Source organism: Yimella sp. cx-51 (assembly GCF_017654605.1).
Lineage (GTDB): Bacteria > Actinomycetota > Actinomycetes > Actinomycetales > Dermatophilaceae > Yimella.
In genome coordinates, this window is record NZ_CP072113.1 from 1581557 (window position 1) to 1602123 (window position 20567).

Annotated in this window: 24 protein-coding genes and 1 pseudogene; 11 read left to right on the forward strand and 14 right to left on the reverse strand. The window is 65.9% G+C overall.

Features of this window, described 5'->3' with window-relative positions; all coding sequences use genetic code 11:
* Positions 1-2 precede the first annotated feature (2 nt).
* On the forward strand, positions 3-803 hold the full coding sequence (locus J5M86_RS07450) for a PH domain-containing protein (RefSeq protein WP_188060708.1): 801 nt from the start codon (positions 3-5) through the stop codon (positions 801-803).
* An 84-nt stretch (positions 804-887) separates the two neighbouring features.
* Here J5M86_RS07450 and J5M86_RS07455 read toward each other — a convergent pair whose 3' ends face one another.
* Complete coding sequence (locus J5M86_RS07455) at positions 888-1835, reverse strand: 5'-3' exonuclease H3TH domain-containing protein (protein WP_188060707.1); 948 nt, start codon at positions 1833-1835, stop codon at positions 888-890.
* A 19-nt stretch (positions 1836-1854) separates the two neighbouring features.
* On the opposite strand from J5M86_RS07455, the gene J5M86_RS07460 reads away from it, so the two are divergent.
* Positions 1855-2307 carry an Lrp/AsnC family transcriptional regulator gene (locus J5M86_RS07460; RefSeq protein ID WP_188060706.1) on the forward strand — a complete coding sequence of 151 codons (453 nt, stop codon included), beginning with the start codon at positions 1855-1857 and terminating at the stop codon, positions 2305-2307.
* On the opposite strand, the gene ybaK is transcribed toward J5M86_RS07460, so the two are convergent.
* Complete coding sequence (ybaK, locus tag J5M86_RS07465; protein WP_244328533.1) at positions 2297-2812, reverse strand: Cys-tRNA(Pro) deacylase; 516 nt, start codon at positions 2810-2812, stop codon at positions 2297-2299. The two genes, J5M86_RS07460 and ybaK, sit on opposite strands and share 11 nt — an antisense overlap.
* Positions 2813-3107: 295 nt before the next feature.
* On the opposite strand from ybaK, the gene lnt reads away from it, so the two are divergent.
* From lnt to J5M86_RS07480, 3 genes are read left to right on the forward strand one after another with little or no spacing between them, the layout of a single operon-like run.
* Positions 3108-4760: an apolipoprotein N-acyltransferase gene (lnt, locus tag J5M86_RS07470; RefSeq protein WP_244328534.1), complete on the forward strand. Its 1653-nt coding sequence runs from the start codon at positions 3108-3110 to the stop codon at positions 4758-4760.
* Positions 4747-5526, forward strand: coding sequence for a polyprenol monophosphomannose synthase (locus tag J5M86_RS07475; protein ID WP_188060703.1), 780 nt, complete (start codon positions 4747-4749; stop codon positions 5524-5526). The genes lnt and J5M86_RS07475 overlap by 14 nt, the downstream gene beginning before the upstream one ends.
* A complete protein-coding gene (locus tag J5M86_RS07480) occupies positions 5526-6068 on the forward strand; it encodes an FxsA family protein (protein ID WP_244328256.1) in 543 nt (180 codons plus the stop codon). Before J5M86_RS07475 ends, J5M86_RS07480 begins: the two co-directional genes overlap by 1 nt.
* A gap of 81 nt (positions 6069-6149) precedes the next feature.
* Here J5M86_RS07480 and J5M86_RS07485 read toward each other — a convergent pair whose 3' ends face one another.
* The 3 genes from J5M86_RS07485 to ilvD form a co-directional block, all read right to left on the reverse strand.
* On the reverse strand, positions 6150-6509 hold the full coding sequence (locus tag J5M86_RS07485; RefSeq protein WP_188060702.1) for an RNA polymerase-binding protein RbpA: 360 nt from the start codon (positions 6507-6509) through the stop codon (positions 6150-6152).
* Positions 6510-6661: 152 nt separating this feature from the next.
* A complete protein-coding gene (locus J5M86_RS07490; RefSeq protein ID WP_244328257.1) occupies positions 6662-8044 on the reverse strand; it encodes an MFS transporter in 1383 nt (460 codons plus the stop codon).
* A 105-nt stretch (positions 8045-8149) separates the two neighbouring features.
* On the reverse strand, positions 8150-10006 hold the full coding sequence (gene ilvD, locus J5M86_RS07495; RefSeq protein WP_188060700.1) for a dihydroxy-acid dehydratase: 1857 nt from the start codon (positions 10004-10006) through the stop codon (positions 8150-8152).
* Between the two features lie 222 nt (positions 10007-10228).
* On the opposite strand from ilvD, the gene J5M86_RS07500 reads away from it, so the two are divergent.
* Entirely contained in the window at positions 10229-10744 is a 516-nt protein-coding gene (locus J5M86_RS07500; RefSeq protein ID WP_188060699.1) for a DoxX family protein, read from the forward strand.
* A gap of 76 nt (positions 10745-10820) precedes the next feature.
* Here the strand turns inward: J5M86_RS07500 and J5M86_RS07505 are convergent, their stop codons facing one another.
* Genes J5M86_RS07505 through J5M86_RS07515 form a run of 3 tightly spaced genes read right to left on the reverse strand, consistent with a single transcriptional unit; the run spans position 10821 to position 12355 of the window.
* Positions 10821-11018 carry a hypothetical protein gene (locus J5M86_RS07505; protein WP_208964990.1) on the reverse strand — a complete coding sequence of 66 codons (198 nt, stop codon included), beginning with the start codon at positions 11016-11018 and terminating at the stop codon, positions 10821-10823.
* Between the two features lie 6 nt (positions 11019-11024).
* The gene (locus tag J5M86_RS07510; protein ID WP_188060698.1) at positions 11025-11564 is read right to left on the reverse strand and encodes an NUDIX hydrolase family protein; all 540 of its coding nucleotides are present in this window, start codon (positions 11562-11564) and stop codon (positions 11025-11027) included.
* Between the two features lie 44 nt (positions 11565-11608).
* Positions 11609-12355: a ceramidase domain-containing protein gene (locus tag J5M86_RS07515; protein WP_244328258.1), complete on the reverse strand. Its 747-nt coding sequence runs from the start codon at positions 12353-12355 to the stop codon at positions 11609-11611.
* A gap of 105 nt (positions 12356-12460) precedes the next feature.
* Between J5M86_RS07515 and J5M86_RS15420 the strand changes: the two genes are divergently transcribed.
* Entirely contained in the window at positions 12461-12820 is a 360-nt protein-coding gene (locus J5M86_RS15420) for a DUF1905 domain-containing protein (protein ID WP_244328259.1), read from the forward strand.
* A 255-nt stretch (positions 12821-13075) separates the two neighbouring features.
* Here J5M86_RS15420 and J5M86_RS07525 read toward each other — a convergent pair whose 3' ends face one another.
* Positions 13076-13747, reverse strand: a complete 672-nt coding sequence (locus tag J5M86_RS07525) for a GPP34 family phosphoprotein (RefSeq protein ID WP_188060696.1) — start codon at positions 13745-13747, stop codon at positions 13076-13078.
* Positions 13748-13825: 78 nt separating this feature from the next.
* Here J5M86_RS07525 and J5M86_RS07530 point away from each other — a divergent pair, with 78 nt between their 5' ends.
* The 3 genes and pseudogenes from J5M86_RS07530 to J5M86_RS07540 all read left to right on the forward strand — a co-directional run bounded on the left by J5M86_RS07530 (position 13826) and on the right by J5M86_RS07540 (position 17647).
* Entirely contained in the window at positions 13826-14161 is a 336-nt protein-coding gene (locus tag J5M86_RS07530) for a YnfA family protein (protein WP_188060695.1), read from the forward strand.
* A gap of 32 nt (positions 14162-14193) precedes the next feature.
* Positions 14194-15734: pseudogene (locus J5M86_RS07535) on the forward strand (ATP-binding cassette domain-containing protein); the annotation flags it as partial.
* A gap of 80 nt (positions 15735-15814) precedes the next feature.
* Positions 15815-17647: a hypothetical protein gene (locus J5M86_RS07540; RefSeq protein WP_188060694.1), complete on the forward strand. Its 1833-nt coding sequence runs from the start codon at positions 15815-15817 to the stop codon at positions 17645-17647.
* A gap of 79 nt (positions 17648-17726) precedes the next feature.
* On the opposite strand, the gene J5M86_RS07545 is transcribed toward J5M86_RS07540, so the two are convergent.
* The 5 genes from J5M86_RS07545 to J5M86_RS07565 all read right to left on the reverse strand — a co-directional run bounded on the left by J5M86_RS07545 (position 17727) and on the right by J5M86_RS07565 (position 20139).
* Positions 17727-18587, reverse strand: a complete 861-nt coding sequence (locus tag J5M86_RS07545) for an aminoglycoside phosphotransferase family protein (RefSeq protein WP_188060693.1) — start codon at positions 18585-18587, stop codon at positions 17727-17729.
* A 198-nt stretch (positions 18588-18785) separates the two neighbouring features.
* The gene (locus J5M86_RS07550; RefSeq protein ID WP_256433456.1) at positions 18786-19133 is read right to left on the reverse strand and encodes a type II toxin-antitoxin system PemK/MazF family toxin; all 348 of its coding nucleotides are present in this window, start codon (positions 19131-19133) and stop codon (positions 18786-18788) included.
* Positions 19126-19365 (reverse strand): toxin-antitoxin system protein, encoded by a 240-nt coding sequence (locus J5M86_RS07555; RefSeq protein ID WP_188060691.1) that lies wholly within the window; start codon positions 19363-19365, stop codon positions 19126-19128. Before J5M86_RS07555 ends, J5M86_RS07550 begins: the two co-directional genes overlap by 8 nt.
* A 112-nt stretch (positions 19366-19477) precedes the next feature.
* Positions 19478-19699 (reverse strand): hypothetical protein, encoded by a 222-nt coding sequence (locus J5M86_RS07560; RefSeq protein ID WP_188060690.1) that lies wholly within the window; start codon positions 19697-19699, stop codon positions 19478-19480.
* Between the two features lie 32 nt (positions 19700-19731).
* On the reverse strand, positions 19732-20139 hold the full coding sequence (locus tag J5M86_RS07565; RefSeq protein ID WP_208964991.1) for a PPOX class F420-dependent oxidoreductase: 408 nt from the start codon (positions 20137-20139) through the stop codon (positions 19732-19734).
* A gap of 92 nt (positions 20140-20231) precedes the next feature.
* On the opposite strand from J5M86_RS07565, the gene J5M86_RS07570 reads away from it, so the two are divergent.
* On the forward strand, positions 20232-20510 hold the full coding sequence (locus tag J5M86_RS07570) for a hypothetical protein (protein ID WP_188060939.1): 279 nt from the start codon (positions 20232-20234) through the stop codon (positions 20508-20510).
* The last annotated feature ends 57 nt before the right edge of the window (positions 20511-20567 follow it).

Below are 20567 nucleotides of genomic sequence, written 5' to 3' on the forward strand. Positions count from 1 at the left end.
TCATGGCCTTTTCCAGCAAGCACCTGACCCAGGGCGAGAACATCGAGCTCGAGTTCCGCACCCACATCAAGAAGATCGTGGGTCCGATCCTGCTCATCCTCGCGATGCTGATCGTGGTGATCCTGGCGTGGGTCTTCCTGCCCGACGACCTCTCCGGTCGCACGTGGATCTTCCTGGCGATTGCCGTGGCTGCCGCGCTGGTCACGATCATCTGGGCGATCATCCCGATCTGGAAGTGGCGCAACACCGTCTTCGTGCTGACCAACCGCCGACTGATCACCCGCACCGGCATCATGGCCAAGTCCGGACGCGACATCCCGCTCTACCGGATCAACGATGTGCAGTACGAGAAGGGCGTCAGCGACCGCATTCTGGGCTGCGGCACCCTGCTGGTCTCGGACGCCTCCGACCAGCCGCAGCTTCGGCTGGACGACATCCCGCACGTCGAGAGCGTGCAGGTGAAGATCAACGAATTGCTCTTCGCCCACTACGGCGAGGGCGACAACCGCGGCGTGGAAGGTGGCGCACCTGCCGGACGCGGTCAGGCACCACGTGCGCAGGCCCGCCCCTTTGACCAGCAGCAGTACGACGCCCCGCAGCGCGACCAGTACGACCAGCAAGGCCGTGGGCGTTACGACCAGCAGCCCGTCGCCGACACCCGTCCGCAGCCCAGCACGCCGCGCGATGGCGCACCCTACGACCAGGGTTACGAGCAGCCGCGACACGACGCCACCCCGCCGCGCGACGACGACGGCCAGACCCGTCCGCTGCCGCGTCAGGACGACCCGCCCCAGCGTTACTGAACGACTCCAACCCAGTCCAACAGAGAACGAGATCGGCTGTGCGACAGCCGATCTCGTCTCTGTTTGGGGAGGGGTTCCGGGATGTCAGCCCAGGCCGAGAGCTGAGGTGAGGCGGCCCACCGAGCTGCCGATGCCGAACTCCTCCACCAGTTCGTGCAGACGTTCCGGGTCGGCGATCGCGCGGGGGAGCGCGGTGTCGAGATCAGTCGGCAGCTGCGCGTCCCGCACCACATTCACCACGGCCGGTGCGACATCGAGGTAGTCGCTCGCCGCCTCGAGCTTGGCGCGACGGGCACCCTTGATCTCGGGGTCGCCGCTGTCGATGGCCGCGCGCAGACCGGCCAGGTCGCCGTACCGGGCGATCAGTTGGGCGGCCGTCTTCTCACCGACTCCCGGCACGCCGGGAAGTCCGTCGCTGGTGTCACCGCGCAGCGCCGCCATGTCGGCGTAGGCCGCGCCAGTGGGCACGGCGTACTTCGCCTGCAGGAATGACTGGTCGACCAGGTCGGGCTCGCGCACCCCGCCCTTGGCGGTGTAGAGCACGCGGACGTCCTGCTGGTCGTCGACCAATTGGAAGAGGTCGCGGTCGCCGGTCACGACATCGATCGGCATCTCACCGAGCCGGTGCTGCACGAGCGTGCCGATCACGTCGTCGGCCTCATATCCGTCGATTCCCAGGCGGCACAACCCGATTGCGGCCAGCACGTCACGGATGACCGGCACCTGCGGAGTGAGGTTCTCCGGCGACTCCTCCTGCACCTCGCTGCCGTCCTTGAGGCGATGCGTCTTGTAGGTGGGGATCGCCTCGACCCGGAACGCCGGGCGCCAGTCGTTGTCCCAGCAGCACACCAGGTGGGTCGGCTTCTCCCGGTCGACCAGTGTGGCGATCATGTCGAGGAAGCCGGTGACGGCGTTGATCGGCACGCCCGCGGGGGAGCGGCGATCGGGTACGCCGAAGAAGGCCCGGAAGTACAGGCTGGCCGAGTCGAGCAAGAGCAGGCGCGACGCGGCGCGCGGATCAGATGCCTCCATACTGCAATACCGTAGAGCCATGGAGGATCTCGATCGGCGCATCGTCACCTTGCTGGCGACGGACGGCCGGCGCAGCTTCACCGATCTGGCAAAAGACACCGGCCTGTCGGTCAGCGCCGTCCATCAGCGGGTGCGCCGTTTGCAGGAGCGCGGGGCCATCAGGGGCTTCCGCGCCGAGATCGATCACGACGCCGCCGGGCTGCCGTTGACGGCGCTCATTTCCATCGCGCCCTTCGACGCCTCCGCTCCGGACGACATTCCCGACCGCTTGCGCCATCTCACCCAGATCGAATCCTGCTACTCCGTCGCCGGCGACGAGAACTACGTCCTCACCGTCCGAGTGGCGAGCCCGGCTGCCCTGGAAGACCTCCTGGCCCGCATCCGTTCGGCGGCAGCAGTGACAACCCGGACGACGGTCGTGTTGAGCACCCCGTGGCAGAACCGCTCCGTGCTCACCGACCTCACCGACTGATCGCGGCGAAGCTGCCTTCGGTGAGCCGGCGGAGGTCGTGTGGGTCGAGGCCGAGGTCGAAGCCGCGGCGGCCACCGCTGACGAAAACCTTCTCGAACCCCTCAGCGCTGTCATCGATCACCGTTCGAAGCAGTCGTTTCTGCCCGAGCGGACTCACTCCGCCGACCACATACCCGGTCGTGCGTTCGACCAGCGGCACCGGCGCCATGGCCACCTTCTTCGCTCCGACAGCGGCAGCGATGGCCTTGAGGTCGAGCTGCTTGTTCACCGGCACGACACCGACCACCAAGCCGTGATCGCGCCCCGCATCAGCCTGCACCACAAGGGTCTTGAAAACCTGTTCGGCATCAAGACCGAGAGCCTGCGCAGCCTCCAGGCCGTAGCTGTCGGAGCGCGGATCATGCTCGTACGGGTGCTCGCTGAATTCGACACCCGCGGCAATCAGCAACTGGACGGCCGCAGTCGCCGCTCCGTGGCCGGCGGCCGGCTTGTTCTTCTTGGCCACCTCTGACCCACCCCCCTTGGCGTGTCTGCGACGACACGCCGAGATTCTTGAGATTTCTATCAATCGGTTGCCGCAGCACATACCCCGCTGACCAGCAGACTTGCGCGTTGTCGCAGGTCAGCGCCGTGTTGACAGGACCCAACCGATCGGTAGCGTAGCTCGCACGCCAGATGGGCCCCCGTCATCCAGTAGATAACTTTCGCCATGCGGCGATCGGTCCCAACGATGACACTCCAGGGGGCCCATCTGCATACCGCTACTCATGGGTTCATATCGCCCCATCTACGCTGATCCGGTGATCCGGAAGTCCTACGAAGCGCTCGCCCTGCGGCGACGCCCGACGACGGCTTCCACGGCTTCGCATCCGGCTGGACCCAACTGGCTCAAGACTCCGATCCGCGCGCTGCTCGCCGTCGTGGGTGGCCTGGCGATCTGGCTGTCGTTCCCCGACACCGCGTGGTGGTTCTGCGCCCCGATCGGCGTTGCTCTCATCAGCATCGCCACCATCGGTGCGCGCGCCCGCCTCGGATTTCTGCTCGGTCTGCTGGCCGGATTCGCCTGCTTCGCCCCCACGCTGCACTGGAGTGGAATCTACGTCGGCAATTTCCCGTGGCTGGCGTTGTCGGTCACCGAAGCGCTGTACGTCGCGTGCATGGGCGCCGCGATCGCCTTCGTCCAGCACACCGGCCGCGTGCGTCCGTTCGCCGTCGCCGCGCTGTGGGTGTTGCAGGAGACGCTGCGTTCCAACGTCCCGTTCGGTGGTTTCCCCTGGGCACGACTGGCCTGGACGACGGCTGACTCGCCGCTCATGCGTCTGGCATCGATCGCCGGCGCCCCGGGGCTCACCTTCGTGGTGGCGCTCATCGGTGCCTGGCTGGCGGTTTTCGCCCTGCGCCTGACGCACCGGCACAACCTGCGCACCGTCGCCGTGCCGCTCGCCGCGACCGCAGCTGTCGCCGCGCTGGCCTTCGTCATACCGGTGCCGACCTCCGGCACGCCGCTTCGCGTGGTCGGCATCCAGGGCAACGTGCCGACGGCCGGGCTCGACTTCAACTCCCAGCGTCGTGCCGTGCTCGACAATCACGTGTCGACGACCAAGCAGGCGGCCGCGATGGTCGCAGCCGGCAAGATCCCACAGCCTGACCTGGTGGTGTGGCCGGAGAACTCCTCCGACATCGACCCCACCCGCAACGCCGACGCGGCGACCGAGATCGTCCGTGCGGTCGCTGCAGTGAAGGCACCCACCATCGTCGGTGCCGTGCTGGAAGAACCCAGCCCGAAGGTCTCGAACACCTCGCTGCTCTACCTTCCCGGCAAGGGGATCACCAACCGCTACGTCAAACAGCACCCCGTGCCGTTCGCCGAATACATGCCCTACCGGTCTTTCTTCCGCAACTTCTCCGACAAGGTCGACCTGCTCACCACGGAGTTCGCCCACGGCAAGTCCGTCGGCGTCTTCGACGTCCCGACCCGCCTCGGCACCGTCAAGGCCGGCCCGGTGATCTGCTTTGAGGTGGCCTACGACGCGATCACCCGCGCACCCGTCAAGCGCGGCGCACAACTGCTGTTGGTGCAGACCAACAACGCCACCTTCGGCTACACCGCCGAGTCACGCCAACAGCTCGCGATCTCACAGGTGCGGGCCGTTGAGCACGGCCGCTCCATCGTCCACATCTCCACCGTCGGCGTCAGCGGGCTCATCACTCCTGACGGAACGGTTCACGACACTTCGGAGTTGTTCACTCGTAAGGTGCTGGCGGGGGAGTTGCCATTGCGTTCAGCGACGACGCTGGCTGACAAGTGGGGCGCCTTCCCCGAGTACGCGATCGACCTTCACGCTGTCGGCGCCGTCATAATGGCGTGGCGCTCGCGGCGGCAGTCGGTCGATGCCGAGCACACGCCACGCGAGGTCCGCACCAGTCCGACAGAAGAGGATGCACGTGTCTGAACTCCCCACCCGGCCTGCCTTGGACCGGGTGCTCGTGCTGCTCCCGACGTACAACGAGCGGGAGAACCTCCCGCTGATCATGGAGCGCATCCGGGCCGCGGTGCCGCAGGCCGACGTCCTCGTGCTGGACGACAACTCACCCGACGGCACGGGTGACCTCGCTGACCAGATCGCGGCGCAGGACGCGCACGTGCAGGTGCTGCACCGCGCCGGCAAGGAAGGCCTGGGCAAGGCCTATCTCGCCGGTTTCGCGTGGGGTCTGGAGCAGGGCTACGACGCGATGATCGAGATCGACGCCGACGGTAGCCACCCGCCGGAGGTGCTGCCGCGGATGCTGGAGGTGGCCAAGGAGGCCGACCTGGTGATCGGGTCGCGTTGGGTGCCCGGCGGATCGATCGTCAACTGGCCCAAGTCACGCGAGGTCATCAGCCGCGGCGGCAACCTCTACATCCGCCTGGCGCTCGGCATGCCGGTCAAGGACGCCACGGCCGGCTATCGCGTGTACCGCGCGGACGCCCTGCGTGCGATGAACCTCGATGACGTGTCGTCCCAGGGCTACTGCTTCCAGGTCGACCTCACCTGGCGGGCCGTGCAGCAGGGTCTGGTGGTGGCCGAAGCGCCGATCACCTTCGTCGAACGCGAGATCGGCGCCTCCAAGATGAACGAGTCGATCGTGCGCGAGGCGATGCTCAACGTCACCCGCTGGGGCGCGGAACATCGCGTCTCACAGTTGCGTTCCCTCATCGGACGCGCTGAGAGAGGTTGATGATGGCGCGACGCGGCGGCCTGGGCTGGCCCCTGTTCGTCCTCCTGCTGGTGATGCCGATCCTGGAGATCTTCGTGATCATCCTGGTCGGTCAGCGAATCGGCGGTTGGCGCACGTTCGGGCTGCTCGTCATCACCTCGCTGGTGGGTGCGTGGCTGGTGCGGCGCGAGTGGCGCACGGCCTGGCGCTCACTGCGATCGGCGTTGCAGTCGGGCAAGATGCCAGCGCGCGAACTCACCGACGCTGCCCTCGTCCTCATCGGCGGCACGATGCTCCTGGCGCCGGGCTTCGTGAGCGACGTCATCGGGCTGATCATGATCCTGCCGTTCACCCGGCCACTCATGCGACCGTTGCTACAGGCAGCGGTCGCCCGACGACTCCTGGCCGGACCCTCTTTCGTCACGAGCACCGCGCAGCAGACCCACCCGCGCAGCGTGCACGGAGCACAGGGACCCCACGGACCACAGCCGGGCAGCACCCCTCCGCCGCGGCGGTCAGCAGCTTCCGACGACGTCATCGAGGGTGAGATCGTCGACGACTGACGCCTATAGCACATGCACGCAAACGCCGAAGCGCCGTCCTGAGTGGGACGGCGCTTCGGCGTTCGAGCTGAGAAGTGGGTATCAGGCGCTGCGCTTGCGACGCGGCTTGACGCCACGCGATGCACGCAGCAGCGTGAGGCGCTCCTCGAGAAGTTCTTCCAATTCCGGAATCGAGCGGCGCTCGAGCAGCATGTCCCAGTGGGTGCGCTGCGGCTTCACCGGCTTACGCTCCGGCTCCGGGCCGTCGACCAGCTTGGCCTCGGCTCCACAACGGCATTCCCAAATCGCCGGAACGTCGGCCTCCACCGAGAACGGAAGCTCGACCACGTGTCCCTGCGGGCACTCGTACTTGGTCATCTGGCGCTCGCTGAGGGTGACGCCGTCGTCGCTTTCGTGCGAGACGGTGCTCAGATTCGTTCCGCGCAATGATCGCTCTGCCATGGTTATCCCCTTTGCACAAGGCCGCGGTGTCTTCGCCGATTCCGCGGCTTTCTGTTGGTGCAAACGGCGGAAGGCCCCTCATTGTTCCAATGAGCCCAAAACGCTTCACGTGGTGGACACCTCTGGCACACCGCCGGACGCCGGAGAGCGCCTCAGATGACCTGGGGCACCTTGTTACCGACGTCGGAGATGCCGCGGCGCACATCCACCGTCCGCAGCAGCAGGCCACCGACCACGAAGAAGATGATCAGCGCGATGATCGAGAGGCGGTAGCTGTGGAAGAGCTGGTAGACCAGACCGAAAACGAAGGTGCCGAACCAACTGGTGCCGCGTTCCATCGCCTGGTAGAGGCTGAAGAACTCCGACTCCTTGCCGCGCGGGATCAGGTGGCTGAACAGTGATCGCGACAGCGACTGGCTTCCGCCCATCACGATGCCGATGCCCACACTCAGCACCAGCCACGGCATGAATCCACCCTTGGGGATGAAGTAGGCGCCCGTGACCACTCCGGTCCAGAGCACGAGGCTGAGCAGGATCAGCTGCTTGGATCCGCGGGAGCGGGCCATGCGGCCGAAGAGCATCGCTCCGAAGAAGGCGATGAACTGCACGAGCAGGATCGTGATGAACAGCTGATTCTCGGAGAAGTCGAGTTCGAGGGCACCGTAGATGGCTGCGGCGGCGATGACGGTCTGGATGCCGTCGTTGAAGAACAGGTAGGCCAGCAGGAAGCGCATCGTCTGCGGGTAGGTGCGCAGCTCCTGGAAGGTGCGCTTCAGCTGCTTCAACGACCCGCTGAAGACCGGCTGACGACCGGCGGCATTTCCAGCGCTGGGCACGTCCTTGAGCCCGATGACCGGCACGATCGCGAACACGATCCACCAGATTCCGGCCGCGGCGAAGATGATGCGCACGGTCATGCTCAGTGACAGACCCATGGCCTCGTGGAAGCTCAGCAGTGCCAGCGATGCGGCCAGCATGATGCCGCCGCCGAGGTAACCCAATGCCCATCCGGTGGTCGACACCCGGTCGCGGTCGTCCGGGGGAGTGATGCGGATCATCAGTCCGGAGTAGACGACGAGGCTCGCGCCCATACAGAGGTTGGCGATGACGACCAGCAGCACCGCGAGCTCCCAGTTGTCGCCCTCGAGGAAGAACATCGCGGTGGCGGCCAGACCACCAACGACGGTGAAGGCACCGAGCAGCTTGGTGGGGCGAGGCGAACGGTCTGCGATGGCGCCCACGAAGAGCAGGACGATCGCGGAAATGATCGTGGAGACCGTCAGGGTGTATGGCACCAGCGAGCCAGGCGGAATGCCGAAGCCGAGCACCGAGAGATTCGTCAGGCACTTCTCGTCCGACGGCTGGGTGGGACAGGCTGCCTTGTTCGCCAGGCTCGTGACATAGGGCCCGAAGAGGACTGTCATGGTGGCGGTGACGAAGGCCGAATTGGCCCAGTCGTACCAGTACCACTTGCGCTGGAGCCGGCGTTGTTCCGGGGTCGAGCTGGTGCGTGTCGGCTCGCTGGTCAGATCCACGGGTGAACTGTGACACATTCCGGCGAGTTCGTCCCGCCTTGACCGGTGTTCGTGCCCGCCGGGCCCCACCGGGTCGTCAAACCCGATGGGACGCCGGACGAGAGATCAGCGACGCTGGATGCGACCGAGGTCGCGCACGGCGCCGGAGGACGCCGAGCTGGCCAGCGCTGCATACGCCCGCAGCGCGGCGGTCACCGGACGGTCGCGGTCGACCGGCTGCCACGGACGCTCGGAGGCCTCCATCTTGGCCCGACGGTCTTCCAGGGTGGCGTCGTCGACCTCGAGCGACAGGGTGCGGGTGCGCACGTCGATGAGGATCTCGTCGCCGTCCTCCACCAGGCCGATGAGACCGCCCTGGGCAGCTTCGGGTGAGATGTGACCGACCGAGATGCCCGAGGAGCCACCGGAGAAGCGACCGTCGGTGACCAGCGCGCATTTCTTGCCCATGCCGGTGCCCTTCAGGAACGCGGTCGGGTGCAGCATCTCCTGCATGCCCGGACCACCCGAGGGGCCTTCGTAGCGAACGACGATGACGTCGCCCTCCTTGATGCGCTTGGTCAAGATGGCGTCCACTGCATCTTCTTGACTCTCGACCACGAGGGCCGGGCCGCGGAAGGTCCAGAGGTCTTCGTCAATACCGGCGGTCTTGATGACCGCGCCGTCGACAGCGAGGTTGCCGTGCAGCACGGCGAGGCCGCCGTCCTGGGTGTACGCGTGCTCGGCCGAACGGATGCAGCCACCCTCGGCGTCGGTGTCGAGGGAGGACCACGTGTTGTCGGTGGAGAAGGCTTCGGTGGTTCGCACGCCACCGGGAGCAGCGTGGAAGAGATCGATCGCCTGCTGCGATGCCTTGCCGCTGCGGATGTCCCACTCGGCCAGCCACTGGTCGAGCGAGGGGGAGTGCACCGAGTGAACGTCCTTGTGCAACATGCCTGCTCGGTTCAACTCGCCCAGGATGGCGGCGATCCCACCGGCGCGGTGGACGTCCTCCATGTGATAGTCGGAGTTGGGCGAGACCTTCGACAGGCAGGGCACCCGTCGGCTGACGGCGTCGATGTCTTCGAGGCCGAAGTCGACCTCGCCCTCCTGCGCCGCCGCCAGCACGTGCAGCACGGTGTTGGTGGAGCCGCCCATCGCGACGTCGAGCGCCATGGCGTTCTCGAAAGCCTGCTTGGTGGCGATCGATCGGGGCAGCACCGAGGCGTCGTCCTGCTCGTACCAGCGCTTGGCGAGGTCGACCACGACTCGGCCGGCCTCCTCGAAGAGGGCGCGGCGCGCGACATGCGTGGCGAGCGTCGAGCCGTTGCCCGGCAACGACAGACCCAGCGCTTCGGTGAGGCAGTTCATCGAGTTGGCGGTGAACATGCCCGAGCACGACCCGCAGGTCGGGCAGGCCGACAGTTCGACCTTCGCCAGGCCCTCGTCGTCGACCTCGGACGACGCGGACGCCGAAATGGCGGTGATCAGGTCGGTGGGCGCCTGTGCGACGCCGTCGACAACGACCGCCTTGCCGGCTTCCATAGGCCCGCCGGAGACGAAGACGGTCGGGATGTTGAGCCGCATCGCGGCGTTGAGCATGCCGGGTGTGATCTTGTCGCAGTTGGAGATGCAGACCAGCGCGTCGGCGGCGTGGCCGTTGACCATGTACTCCACGGCGTCGGCGATGACCTCGCGCGACGGAAGGGAGTAGAGCATGCCGCCGTGCCCCATGGCGATGCCGTCGTCGACGGCGATCGTGTGGAACTCTCGGGCCACTCCGCCGGCCGCTTTGACCTGTTCGGCGACGATCTCGCCCATGTTCTTCAGGTGCACGTGACCCGGCACGAACTGGGTGTAGGAGTTGGCGATGGCGACAATCGGTTTGCCGAAGTCGGTGTCTCCCATGCCGGTCGCACGCCAGAGCGCGCGGGCCCCGGCAGCGTTGCGGCCGTGGGTGGTGACGCGTGAGCGTAGTTCGGGCATGTGTCGACTCCTTCCGTTCACCGCGGCCGTCGTGCCACAGTGATCTGGTCAATCATCGCATCGCGCATTGTCAGCCATGCATCCCGTCCGCTGGTCGGATGAGTTGTCCATCATGCGGACCTCCAGTGTGTTGTGTTCGGACGCATCCGAAAACCCCGTAGCGCTGACCTTCGGCACTAGCGTTGGGACGTAGGAAATTCCGTCTCGACGAAAGGTGCCCTGATGGCCCTCGTACGCATGCTGGCCCGTCCGCTTCTCGCCGCTCCGTTCATCTTCGGCGGCTTCAACCAGCTGCGCTCCAGCGACCAGCTCGCCCCGAAGGCCGCACCGGTCACCGACCACTTGGCTGCACCGTTGAAGCTGCCGACGAACGACGCGAGCACCTTGGTGAAGGCGAACGGCGCCGCGATGGTCGCCGGCGGCGTGCTTCTTGCCACCGGCAAGGCACCGCGGATTGCCTCGACGCTGCTGTCGGGTCTGCTGATCCCGACCACGCTCGCGGGCCACGCGTTCTGGGAGGCCGACAGCGTGGAGGAGAAGCGCCGCCACCTGGTCGCCTTCGTCACCAACCTCGGTCTGCTCGGCGGCCTCATCACCTCGGCCGTCGACACCGCCGGCAAGCCCGGTCTGCCCTACCGCGCCGGTATGGCCAAGGACGCCGTCGGCCGCGCCGCACACACCGGCGCTCTTGAGGCCCGCCTGGCCGCAGCCCAGGCGCAGAACAAGCTGCCGATCTGATCTGAGCCACAAGAAGTCGACACGCGGTGACCCCGAGCAGAGATCCAGCTCGGGGTCGCCGCATTTCGCACGGTGCTCAGTCAGCAGTGCTGCGGCGACACTTGGCAATCTCGTCCGGCACGACACCATCGGCGTCGATGGGCGTCCACTCCTGGCTCGGCACCCACTCGCTGCCACATGACCGACAGGCGAACAACGGTTCGCCGTCAAGCTCGTGCTCCGTTGCGCCCCAGGCGCATTCGTCGCGGCAGGGCTCAATGCGCAGGTTCGTCATCGGTTCTCAGACGGCGAAGCCGAGATGCGCCAGCGCTTGGCGCAGCAGCACTCCGTGCCCGCCGCTCATCTCGTCGGTGCGAGCCAGATCCATCGCCTCCTGCGGACTGAGCCACGCAAGGTCAAGGGCGTCCTGGCTGGGTGCGCAGTCGCCCATGACGACCACGACGTGTGCCATCGACACCGCGTGCTGGCGCGGGTCGTGGAAAGGCGTCACACCCGGAGTGGGGAAGTATTCCGCGATCGCGAATGGTTGCGGCGCGAGTGGCACCTGGGGGAGCGCCATGGGGCCGAGGTCCTTCTCGATGTGGCGCATGATCGCGTCCCGAATGCGCTCGTGGTAGAGCACACGTCCGGACACCAGTTCGCGACGAATCGCTCCCTCGCTGGTGGCGCGCAGCAGCAGGCCGATGGAGGTGACGGTCGATCGCTCGTCCACCCGCACGGGCACCAGATCGACGTACAGGATGGGCAGACGCTCACGGGCGTCCCGCAGTTCATCGCGTGAGAGCCAGGCGCCGGTGGTGTCTGTATCCATACGGCCCATCTTGTCAGCGACACCATCGCGGACGACGAAGGGCACGCCGGAGGTCAGCCGGAGCGCACCTGGCGCTCGGTGCGCCACATCCGGAACAGCAGGTAGGCCGCCACCGCGTCCAGCAGATGCCACGCAGCGTGGCCCTGCAGCAGCGAATGCGGATCGCACCAACCGTGCTGGGCTGCGATCCAGATGCCGAAAGCGCTTGCCATCGTCGCCACGGCAGCAACGCCCCATCGCAGATCAATGTCAGTCCCCGGACGTCCAGCCATCCGCAGCTCGGTGACCAGCGCAACGATCAACAGCAGCGCGAAGGCGGCATTGCCGGTGAAGTGAATGAGCGGCACCTGCACCGGCAATTGCGCGACGGCTTCACAACTGATGAGCAGCAGGATGAAGACCGGCACCAACCACTGCCGCCTGCCGAAAGCTCGGGTCAGTGCATACGCCGCGGCGAACGAGGCCACGAGGTACATGCTCAGCATGTCGAGCCGGCCGCCCCACTGCGACTGTGTCGCATGCATGGCCGCGCTCGCCGGCCCGAGCAGCGACACCACGCAGGCGTACACCGTGGCTTGGCTGCGCGACATCACCGCCGGCGACGCCGTGGCCCGGCCTGCGTGCCATGCGACGGCGAGACCCGCGATCACGAAGCCGGCATTCGACCAGGTGTTGGCCGGCTGCTTCACCAGCCCGTCACGCGCGGCTTCACAGAAGTTGGCCCCGCGACCGACGTCTGCTCCCAGCCATCCGTATCCGATGGCCAGTACCAACGCGGTCGTGGCAAGGAAGGCAGTCACGGCGGTGATCAGCAGGGGCCGAACACTGTGCGACCTCAAGGCCGTTCACCTCCTGGACACGATTGAATGAACGCATGACGACGCTCGACCTCCGAAACCACCATCGTGCCGGCCGGTCCCGCTGCCGCGATCGTGCTGAGCGACGAGCAGGTGGCGCAACTGGGTGGTGCCAAGACTGCGCCGGTGACGGTCACCATCGGTGAGGTCACCGTACGTGCGCGGGTGGCGCGCATGGGCGGTCTGAACATGATCGGCTTCCGCAAGGAGTTGCGCACCGAGCTCGGCATCGCCGCTGGCGATGAGGTGCAGGCCCGCATCGCCCTTGACGACGCCGAGCGCACGGTGAACGTGCCGGCGCAGCTCAGTGCGGTGCTGGCCGCCGAGGGTTTGCGTGAGCGTTTCGACGCGTGGTCGTACACGCGCCGCAAGGAGGCAGCGCAGGGGGGTGTCGGAGGCCAAGCGTGACGACACCGCGCAGCGAACCCGGAGAGCACGAAAGTCGCTGACGTGCCGGCAATACCGCTCAACAGACCGAGAGCCGTTCTTGATGCTCGGCCGACGACGAAGAAGACGACCAGGCCGACGAGTACCGACACGATCAGTCGTAGGCCGGGGGAGCGCACGAGGTGAGCCATGGCGGGAGGCTAACAATGTGCGTGCGTTCCTCTACCTGGCCGCGAGGCGACGTCCTCACCGGCGTCGTCCACGGCGAACGTGGGCTCAGCTACCGCCGGCGATGATCGCAGGCATGATCGAGGCGCTCATGATCGCCGCATTCAACGACTGAACGGCTCGGGCAACAGCATCACCGGTTGCATCGCCGGACGCGACCTGCTCGATCCGCTTCTTCAGGTCGCGTTTGCTCATGCCGCCCGACTCCTGCTTCAACACCCGGTGGGCGGCGTCCAAGCTCTGCAGGACCGCCAGCAGCGTGGCGTCGATGGAACTCGGTGCTACTGAGCCGGCCAGCACTGCGGCCAGGCGTGCCCGGATCTGCTGCTCCGGCAACGGGTTGAGCATCGGGTAGCGCTCAGGCACCAGCCCAAGTGCCTTGCGCTCGACGACCTCAAGAATGCCGGCAGCGGCGAGGCGCTGTACGACGATGTGTTCGGGGCTGAGCTTGCGGTCGCTGATGACAGAGGAGAGCTTCTTGCCGTTGAACTTCTCGGCAAGTCTGGCGAGCCCGTGATCGAGCACCGGGTCGCCGGTGGGTGAGGTATCGACCAGCCCAAGGCGAGGGTGCTTCTCCTTGGAGATCGAGATGCGGCCGGCTCGAATCAGGTCGGAAAGCATGGCGCCCACCAGCCCGTAACCGCGCTGGGTGCTCATCCCCTCAAGCTTGCCGTCGTCAGTGGTCAGGAGCAGGAACATCTGATCGGTGATCGGCATCATGCATTCCACCCTAAGAAGTGTCGAATTGCGTTGTGGTTGATCGGGGAACACAAATTTTGCGAGTGCGATGATGCGGTCATGGACCCGCTGAAGTCGATCGTGCTCTTCGTCGCCGCGGCAGTGGCCGAGATCGGTGGTGCCTGGTTGGTGTGGCAAGGCGTTCGTGAACACCGCGGATGGTTGTGGATCGGTGCCGGTGTCGCTGCACTCGGCCTGTACGGCTTCGTCGCCACCCTGCAACCCGACGCCAACTTCGGACGCATCCTCGCGGCGTACGGCGGTGTGTTCGTGGCCGGTTCGCTGGTCTTCGGGATGGTCGCCGACGGGTTCAAACCCGATCGGTATGACGTGATCGGTGCGTTGGTCTGCCTGGCCGGCGTCGCAGTGATCATGTACGCGCCGCGATCGGCGTGACCGCGCAGACCTGGTCGGTGCTGCCTGGTTAGATCGAGGCACTGCAGCCGCACATCCGTGCGTTCGTGGAGCGGGCGATCACCTTCCAGGTGTGCCCCGACTGCGAGGTCACCCGACTCACCCCCGAAGCCCGCTCGTCCAAGATCAAGGGCATCAACATCGCCGATGCCTGTTCGATGCAGATCAGCGATCTCGCGGTATGGGTGCGCACACTCGATGAGCCGTCGATGGCACCGCTGCTCAAGGGCTTGCAGCACCTGCTCGACTCCTTCGTCTACATTGGCCTGGGCTATCTGTCCCTCGACCGCCCCTCGGGCACGCTGTCCGGTGGAGAGTCGCAGCGCACCAAGATGATCCGTCACCTCAGTTCTTCGCTCACCGATGTCACCTATGTCTTCGACGAGCCGACGATCGGGCTGCACCCGCACGACATCGACCGCATGAACCAGTTGCTGATCCAGTTGCGCGACAAGGGCAACACCGTGCTGGTCGTCGAGCACAAACCGGAGGCCATCGCGATCGCCGATCACGTGGTCGACATCGGCCCGAAGGCCGGCACTTCAGGCAGCGAGATCGTCTTCGAAGGCAGCGTCGAACAGTTGCGCAAGAGCGACACGCTGACCGGTCGGCACCTGGATGACCGAGCGGAGTTGAAGGACGTCGTCCGGCAGCCCGCCGGCACCCTCGAGATTCGTGGGGCATCGACAAACAACCTGCAGGACGTCGACGTCGATGTGCCGCTCGGCGTGCTCACCGTCGTCACCGGTGTCGCCGGGTCGGGTAAGAGTTCTCTCATCCACGGCGCGCTCGACGACCGCAATGACGTGGTGTCGATCGACCAGGGCGCGATCAAAGGCTCGCGGCGCAGCAACCCGGCCTGCTCGACCCCATCCGCAAGACCTTCGCAAAGGTCAACGGCGTGAAGCCGGCGCTGTTCAGCGCCAACTCCGAGGGTGCCTGCCCGGTCTGCAACGGCGCGGGAGTCATCTACACCGAGCTCGGCTTCATGGACACCGTCACCACCACCTGCGAGGAGTGTGAGGGCAAGCGCTTCCAGGCTGCGGTGCTCGAATACAAGCTCGACGGCCAAGACATCAGCGAGGTGCTTGCGATGTCGGTCGGCCAAGCGGAGGCGTTCTTCAGCGATGGCGAGGCGAAAACGCCTGCGGCACAAAAGATTCTGCAGCGGCTGTCGGACGTCGGCCTCGGCTATCTCACGCTCGGCCAGCCGCTGACCACTCTCTCCGGTGGCGAGCGTCAGCGCATCAAGACCGCGACGCACCTGGGGGAGAAGGGTGGCACCTACGTCCTGGACGAGCCCACCACCGGCTTGCACCTTGCCGACGTCGACAACCTGCTAGGGCTGCTCGACCGGTTGGTCGATTCGGGCAAGACGGTCATTGTCATCGAGCACCACCAGGCCGTGATGGCGCATGCCGACTGGATCATCGACCTCGGTCCGGGCGCCGGTCAGGACGGTGGACGGATCGTCTTCGAAGGGACGCCTGCTGACCTGGTGAAGGCAAAGTCGACCCTCACCGGCGAACACCTGGCTGCGTACGTAGGCGTCTGATCGGTCGGGCGCTCGACCGCCATCGTGAGCCTGTTGCCCTCTACCTTGGAGCGATCAACATCGTTCCTGGGGAGGAAACCATGGCCCGGTTGTCACGCACTTTCGCCATCGCGCTCGCCGTCAGCTGCGCGGGATTCACGATCAGCCCCTCTGCGGACGCCGCTGATCCATCCGCCCCGCAGCTGCTGTTGCCGATCGGCGGAGGCTATGAGACGACCGCGCTGCGCACCTTCTCACTCGAAGTGGCCGCCCGGGCAACGGGTGCCACCGTCGACATCCTCGTCGTGCCCTCCTCGTACGGCGATGCTCCCGAAGACCGCGAAACCAACCTGCGGCAGGCGGGCACGCGTGCCGCCCAGCTCGACCGCGAGTGCGACACGGCGGTGGCGAACTCCCCGCTGAGCACGCGTTTCCCGGGCGGTTGCACCGCCACCCTGCTGACCCTGCTCGATCGCAACGACGCACTGAACCCGTTGAACTCCAACGCTTTCCGGTCGCCGGAGACCGACGGTGCGTTCATCCTGGGCGGTGACCAGGACGTCGCCATGCAGGTGCTGGCCAACACGCCGGCCGAAGCCTCCATGAACTACGCGGCATCCCGTGGGGTCGCCTTCGGTGGCACGAGCGCGGGTAACGCGGTCGAATCGCGCAGCATGGGCGCGGGCTACACCGCAGCCGGCTACCCCGAGAATGCGATGGAGCGTGATAAGGCGCTGATCTTCTGGGGTGACGACCCTTCCACCGATCAGCGCGGCCTCATCTTCGGCTCGAAGCGCACGATCCTCGACCAACACTTCCACCAGCGCGGGCGCTTCGGCCGGTTGCTGAGCTACACCGCACAGTCGGTTGAGCGTTACGGCGGCGCAGGCAAGCTCGGGGTCGGCGTCGACTACGGCACCGGAGTCGCGATCACGAACGACCAGACGATCTCTCGCCCGTTCGGCGAATCCTCGTCGGCCCTCATGGACTTCACCACCGCCAGCCAGCCGCAGTGGGTCGGGCCCAACCAGACCCTGACGGTGCGAAACGTACTCACTCATCTCATGGCGCCGGGCACCGGCATGAGCTACGACATCGTGGCGCGCAAGGCATCCGTCAACGGGGAGCCCAGGACTGCTGCCAAGCCGTCGGCATTGCCGGCGCTAACCAGCAAGCGTCCGTTGCTGCTCGGTGGCGGTCAGAACGACAGCGCGACCTCGGGCGCATTGCGGGCATTCGTCGGGTCGGCGATCGGCAAGGGGCCGATTGTCGTCATCGCCGCCGGTTACTCCTCGGGCACTGACTCGTCTGCTGCACTCGCGTCCTACAGCAAGGCCATCAAGGGTGCCGGCTGGAAGGGTTCGGTGACGACCAAGGCGCACTCCACGGGCAGCATCAACCCGTCGGCCCTGGCCAACGCGTCCGCAGTGCTCTTCGTCGGCGGCGACCAGCAGAACATGCCAAAGGTCTTGCAGGACAAGGGCTTTGTGCAGGCCGTGAAGGTCGCGACCACCAAGACCACCGTGATGACCGACGGTGCGATGACCGCGGTGATGGGCAAGGACTACTTCGCAAACCCTGATCCCGAACTCTTCGACGAGGACGCCGCGATCGAGGCCTTCCGCGCCGATTACCCCGTACTGAAGCCCGGTCTGGGCATCGTCGCCGGCTACCGTCTCGACCCCTACTTGACCGAGGGCTACCGCTGGGGCCGGCTCTACACCGGTGCCAAGGCCTCTCCGTCGGCGATCAGCACCGGCATCAGCGAAAAGACTGCCCTGCAGATCTCGGGTGGCTCGGGCACCGTGGTGGGAGAGCGAAGCGTGGTGACGGCTGACGGTCGCTCCGCCCGCTGGTTGCCCGGATCGAACGGCGCACTGGGCGGCTTGGACGTCTACCTGAGCACCTTCGGTCCTTCAGCACGCGTCGGCTGAGGCCAGGGCACCGCATCGAGGTAGGTCAGCCGGGTTCACTGAGCACCTGGTTGATCTTGCCGATGCCGTCGCGCGCAAACTATGGCCAGGAGTGCCAGTAGTAGGGAAGAGCGAGGAGCGACACCAGGATTGCCCAGCCTCGCGCTCGCTGCCACGTGTCCTCGTCGACACCTGAGCGCTCGCGGTATGCCTGCCTCGCGGCGACGGGGAGTTGCCACACGGCGGCGTGCTCGGCGGTCGGGTTGCCGATGCTCAATGCGCCGAAGTCGATGACGGCGGCGAGTCTGCCGTCGCGAGCCAGCAGGTTCGCGGTGCGCAAGTCGCCGTGCAGCCAGACGTCCGGCTGCGGTGGGTCGGCAATTTCGGTCAGCTCTCGCCACGTGCCGGTGACGGCGTCCAGGTCGAGGTCGATGCTCTCTGTCTTCACCAGTTGCCGGATCTCCTCGATCACCTCAAAGCCGTTGGCGGTGAACTCCCGCAACGGTCGTCCGCGGTACCACTGCAGCGACCCGGTGGGTGCGACTCCGTCCGGGATCTCGATCGAGTGGAGCGCACCGACGAACGCGCCCAGCTGGATGCCGAACTCGCGCCAATCGGTCACCGTGGCATCGGCAGGTTCGGCGCCTTCGATCCAGCGCAGCACGGACCACTCGAACGGGTAGTGCTCGTCTGGTCGTCCACGGAAGACCGGTTCCGGGATCGTCAAGGGCAGCTGCGGTGCGAGCCACGGCAGCCACCGTTGTTCCTTGTCGACTGCTTCGGCCGTGCCTGGCCGAATCGGTAGGCGAACCAGCAGTTCGTCACCGACGCGGAACATTCGGTTGTCGGTGCCGTCGCCGGCCATCTCGATGGACAAGCCCGACCAGTGCGGTGCTTGTGCGCTGATCAACCGGCGGACGTCTGACGCGGTGATTTCGACTTCGTCGTCGTGGAGGGCCACGACGTCGACAGTGCCTCAGGTTCTCTTTCGACTCAACTGAATATCTGACTCTCCAACCAAAGGAACGGATTTCTTCGTGGGAGCGTCCTGCGGACCTCTGATCGAGACGACGATCGCCCCGACCCGCCCAGATTTACACAGTGGACCGATGCGGCTGTCGCACACCGTCGACAACCTGTCGGTCACCGCCATCAACTCCTATGAGTGCAATTGGAGGAAGTCGGCAAGCCAGGAGCGGATCTCCGCAAGTGTGGCCGCGTCGACGCGGCCGGCACTCTTGGAGATCCGGCGACGGTCAACGGTTCTCGGCTGCTCGGTCATGGCGAATGAGTGCGACGCGTTCAAGTCGGTCGCTCCACGGAGTCGGACATGGTTCGGTAGCCCGCGGTCGCGAGTCGTTACCGGAAGCACGATGACCACGTTGGGGATGCTGCCCAGGTAGTCGTCACTCGACACGATGACGGCTGGCCGACGTCCGGCCTGCTCAGATCCAACAACTGGGCTGAGGTTCACCCAGACGACCTGGCCGCAGGTCAGATCAATCACGGTCAAGACCGTCGGCGTCGGTGACGGCCCACTCAGTCGTCTCAGCCTCGTAGTCCCGATCGTTTGACAGTTCTGCGTACCGAGCGCGGATCGCGTCGAATCGCTGGGACCGCTGGTAGTCGTCCAGCAGCCGCTCCAGAAGTACCGCAGGCGTCACACCGAGCGCACGTGCCTCCGCATTGATGCGATCACGCGCGTGCGTAGTCACCTTGATGGTCGTAGTCGCTGCCATGTCGCAATGGTAGCCGCGCATGCGGCGTTGAGGTATACCGAATTGGATACGACCAGTACACACTGAAAAGCACGATGCCGATCAGTTGCGAGCTGAACATGGGGATGGTCGACTAACGTCCGCGGTTTCGAGGGTGATTGCGGGCCTGGCGCTCATTGCCTCGGCGGTAGTTGCCGGTCAGCCGCGCCATCAGTTCCTGCGGGTCACCCGTTTCGACGTCCTCCAGGAAGGCGGCCGCCTTGGCACCTCGAAGAGTCGTTGCGGTGCGGCCGTGGTGAGTGATCACGACTTCCGAACCGCGCTCCATGTATTCGAAACCCTCAGGACCAGGCATCGCGACAGATGAGCGAGAACGGCCGTCGGCTATCACTGATGAGCCTCACGCAGCCCGATGACGGGGCGTGACTTCTCCTTGCCCCGGCGAACCACCTTCTCGATCAACAGCACCACGCGCCACTGCAGCTTGTACTTCGCGGCCAAGGCGCGCTCCGCACCTTCGATGACCTGCGGATCTCTCGACACCGTGGCTTGGGCGGTGACCACCGGCGTCCCTTCGCGCGGCACGCCACGGCGAGAGCACGGTTGAAGTGTCACGCGGGGAGTGTGTTTGAGCCGCTTGAGCTTTCCGGTGCCTTCCGGCGTACTCACCACTAGTTGATCGTCGAGTTGCGCGATCCAGACCGGTGTCGGCACTTCGCGTCCGTCTCGGCGAAAGGTGGTCAGCAGCACGAAGTCCTCACGGGACAGTTCGGCAAGATCGTGGGGGAGTGTCACCTGTTGAGTGTGGCACCCATTGTCCCCATCAGGCAGCGAATAGACCGCGGGTTCGCCCCGATCGAGCCTCGCGGTTCGCAAGAGTGGCTGCCATGCGAGTCACCGACACGAGCGACCTGTGCTGGAAGAGCGCGGTCATCTACTGCCTCGACATCGAGACCTTCTACGACGCCAACGGCGATGCTTGCGGCGACCTGGCCGGCCTCGCACAGCGCATCGATTTGGGTGGGCACCGAGAACCTCGAGATGCGAGTCGGGAACGACTTCGTCGATCGCCGAATTCTCGAACGCCTGAATATCTCTGCGGACATCCCGTATCGCCGATCAGCATCGCCAATCCGCCTGCCGAGCGCATGACCGCGGGCGATTGACACGACGGAAGTGAGTCCTTACCATCCTGTAAGGATTCACAGAAATGGAGCCCCCAG

Coding starts and splice junctions, on each gene's coding strand:
- J5M86_RS07505 (WP_208964990.1), bottom strand. CDS start 11,018: ATGACGAACCTGCGCATTGAGCCCTGCCGCGACGAATGCGCCTGGGGC.
- J5M86_RS07485 (WP_188060702.1), bottom strand. CDS start 6,509: ATGGCAGAGCGATCATTGCGCGGAACGAATCTGAGCACCGTCTCGCAC.
- J5M86_RS07570 (WP_188060939.1), top strand. CDS start 20,232: ATGCGAGTCACCGACACGAGCGACCTGTGCTGGAAGAGCGCGGTCATC.
- J5M86_RS07450 (WP_188060708.1), top strand. CDS start 3: ATGGCCTTTTCCAGCAAGCACCTGACCCAGGGCGAGAACATCGAGCTC.
- J5M86_RS07480 (WP_244328256.1), top strand. CDS start 5,526: ATGATGGCGCGACGCGGCGGCCTGGGCTGGCCCCTGTTCGTCCTCCTG.
- J5M86_RS07475 (WP_188060703.1), top strand. CDS start 4,747: ATGCACGTGTCTGAACTCCCCACCCGGCCTGCCTTGGACCGGGTGCTC.
- J5M86_RS07455 (WP_188060707.1), bottom strand. CDS start 1,835: ATGGAGGCATCTGATCCGCGCGCCGCGTCGCGCCTGCTCTTGCTCGAC.
- J5M86_RS07555 (WP_188060691.1), bottom strand. CDS start 19,365: ATGGCAGCGACTACGACCATCAAGGTGACTACGCACGCGCGTGATCGC.
- ilvD (WP_188060700.1), bottom strand. CDS start 10,006: ATGCCCGAACTACGCTCACGCGTCACCACCCACGGCCGCAACGCTGCC.
- J5M86_RS07500 (WP_188060699.1), top strand. CDS start 10,229: ATGGCCCTCGTACGCATGCTGGCCCGTCCGCTTCTCGCCGCTCCGTTC.
- J5M86_RS07525 (WP_188060696.1), bottom strand. CDS start 13,747: ATGATGCCGATCACCGATCAGATGTTCCTGCTCCTGACCACTGACGAC.
- J5M86_RS07540 (WP_188060694.1), top strand. CDS start 15,815: ATGGCCCGGTTGTCACGCACTTTCGCCATCGCGCTCGCCGTCAGCTGC.
- J5M86_RS07460 (WP_188060706.1), top strand. CDS start 1,855: ATGGAGGATCTCGATCGGCGCATCGTCACCTTGCTGGCGACGGACGGC.
- J5M86_RS07560 (WP_188060690.1), bottom strand. CDS start 19,699: ATGCCTGGTCCTGAGGGTTTCGAATACATGGAGCGCGGTTCGGAAGTC.
- J5M86_RS07510 (WP_188060698.1), bottom strand. CDS start 11,564: ATGGGCCGTATGGATACAGACACCACCGGCGCCTGGCTCTCACGCGAT.
- J5M86_RS07530 (WP_188060695.1), top strand. CDS start 13,826: ATGGACCCGCTGAAGTCGATCGTGCTCTTCGTCGCCGCGGCAGTGGCC.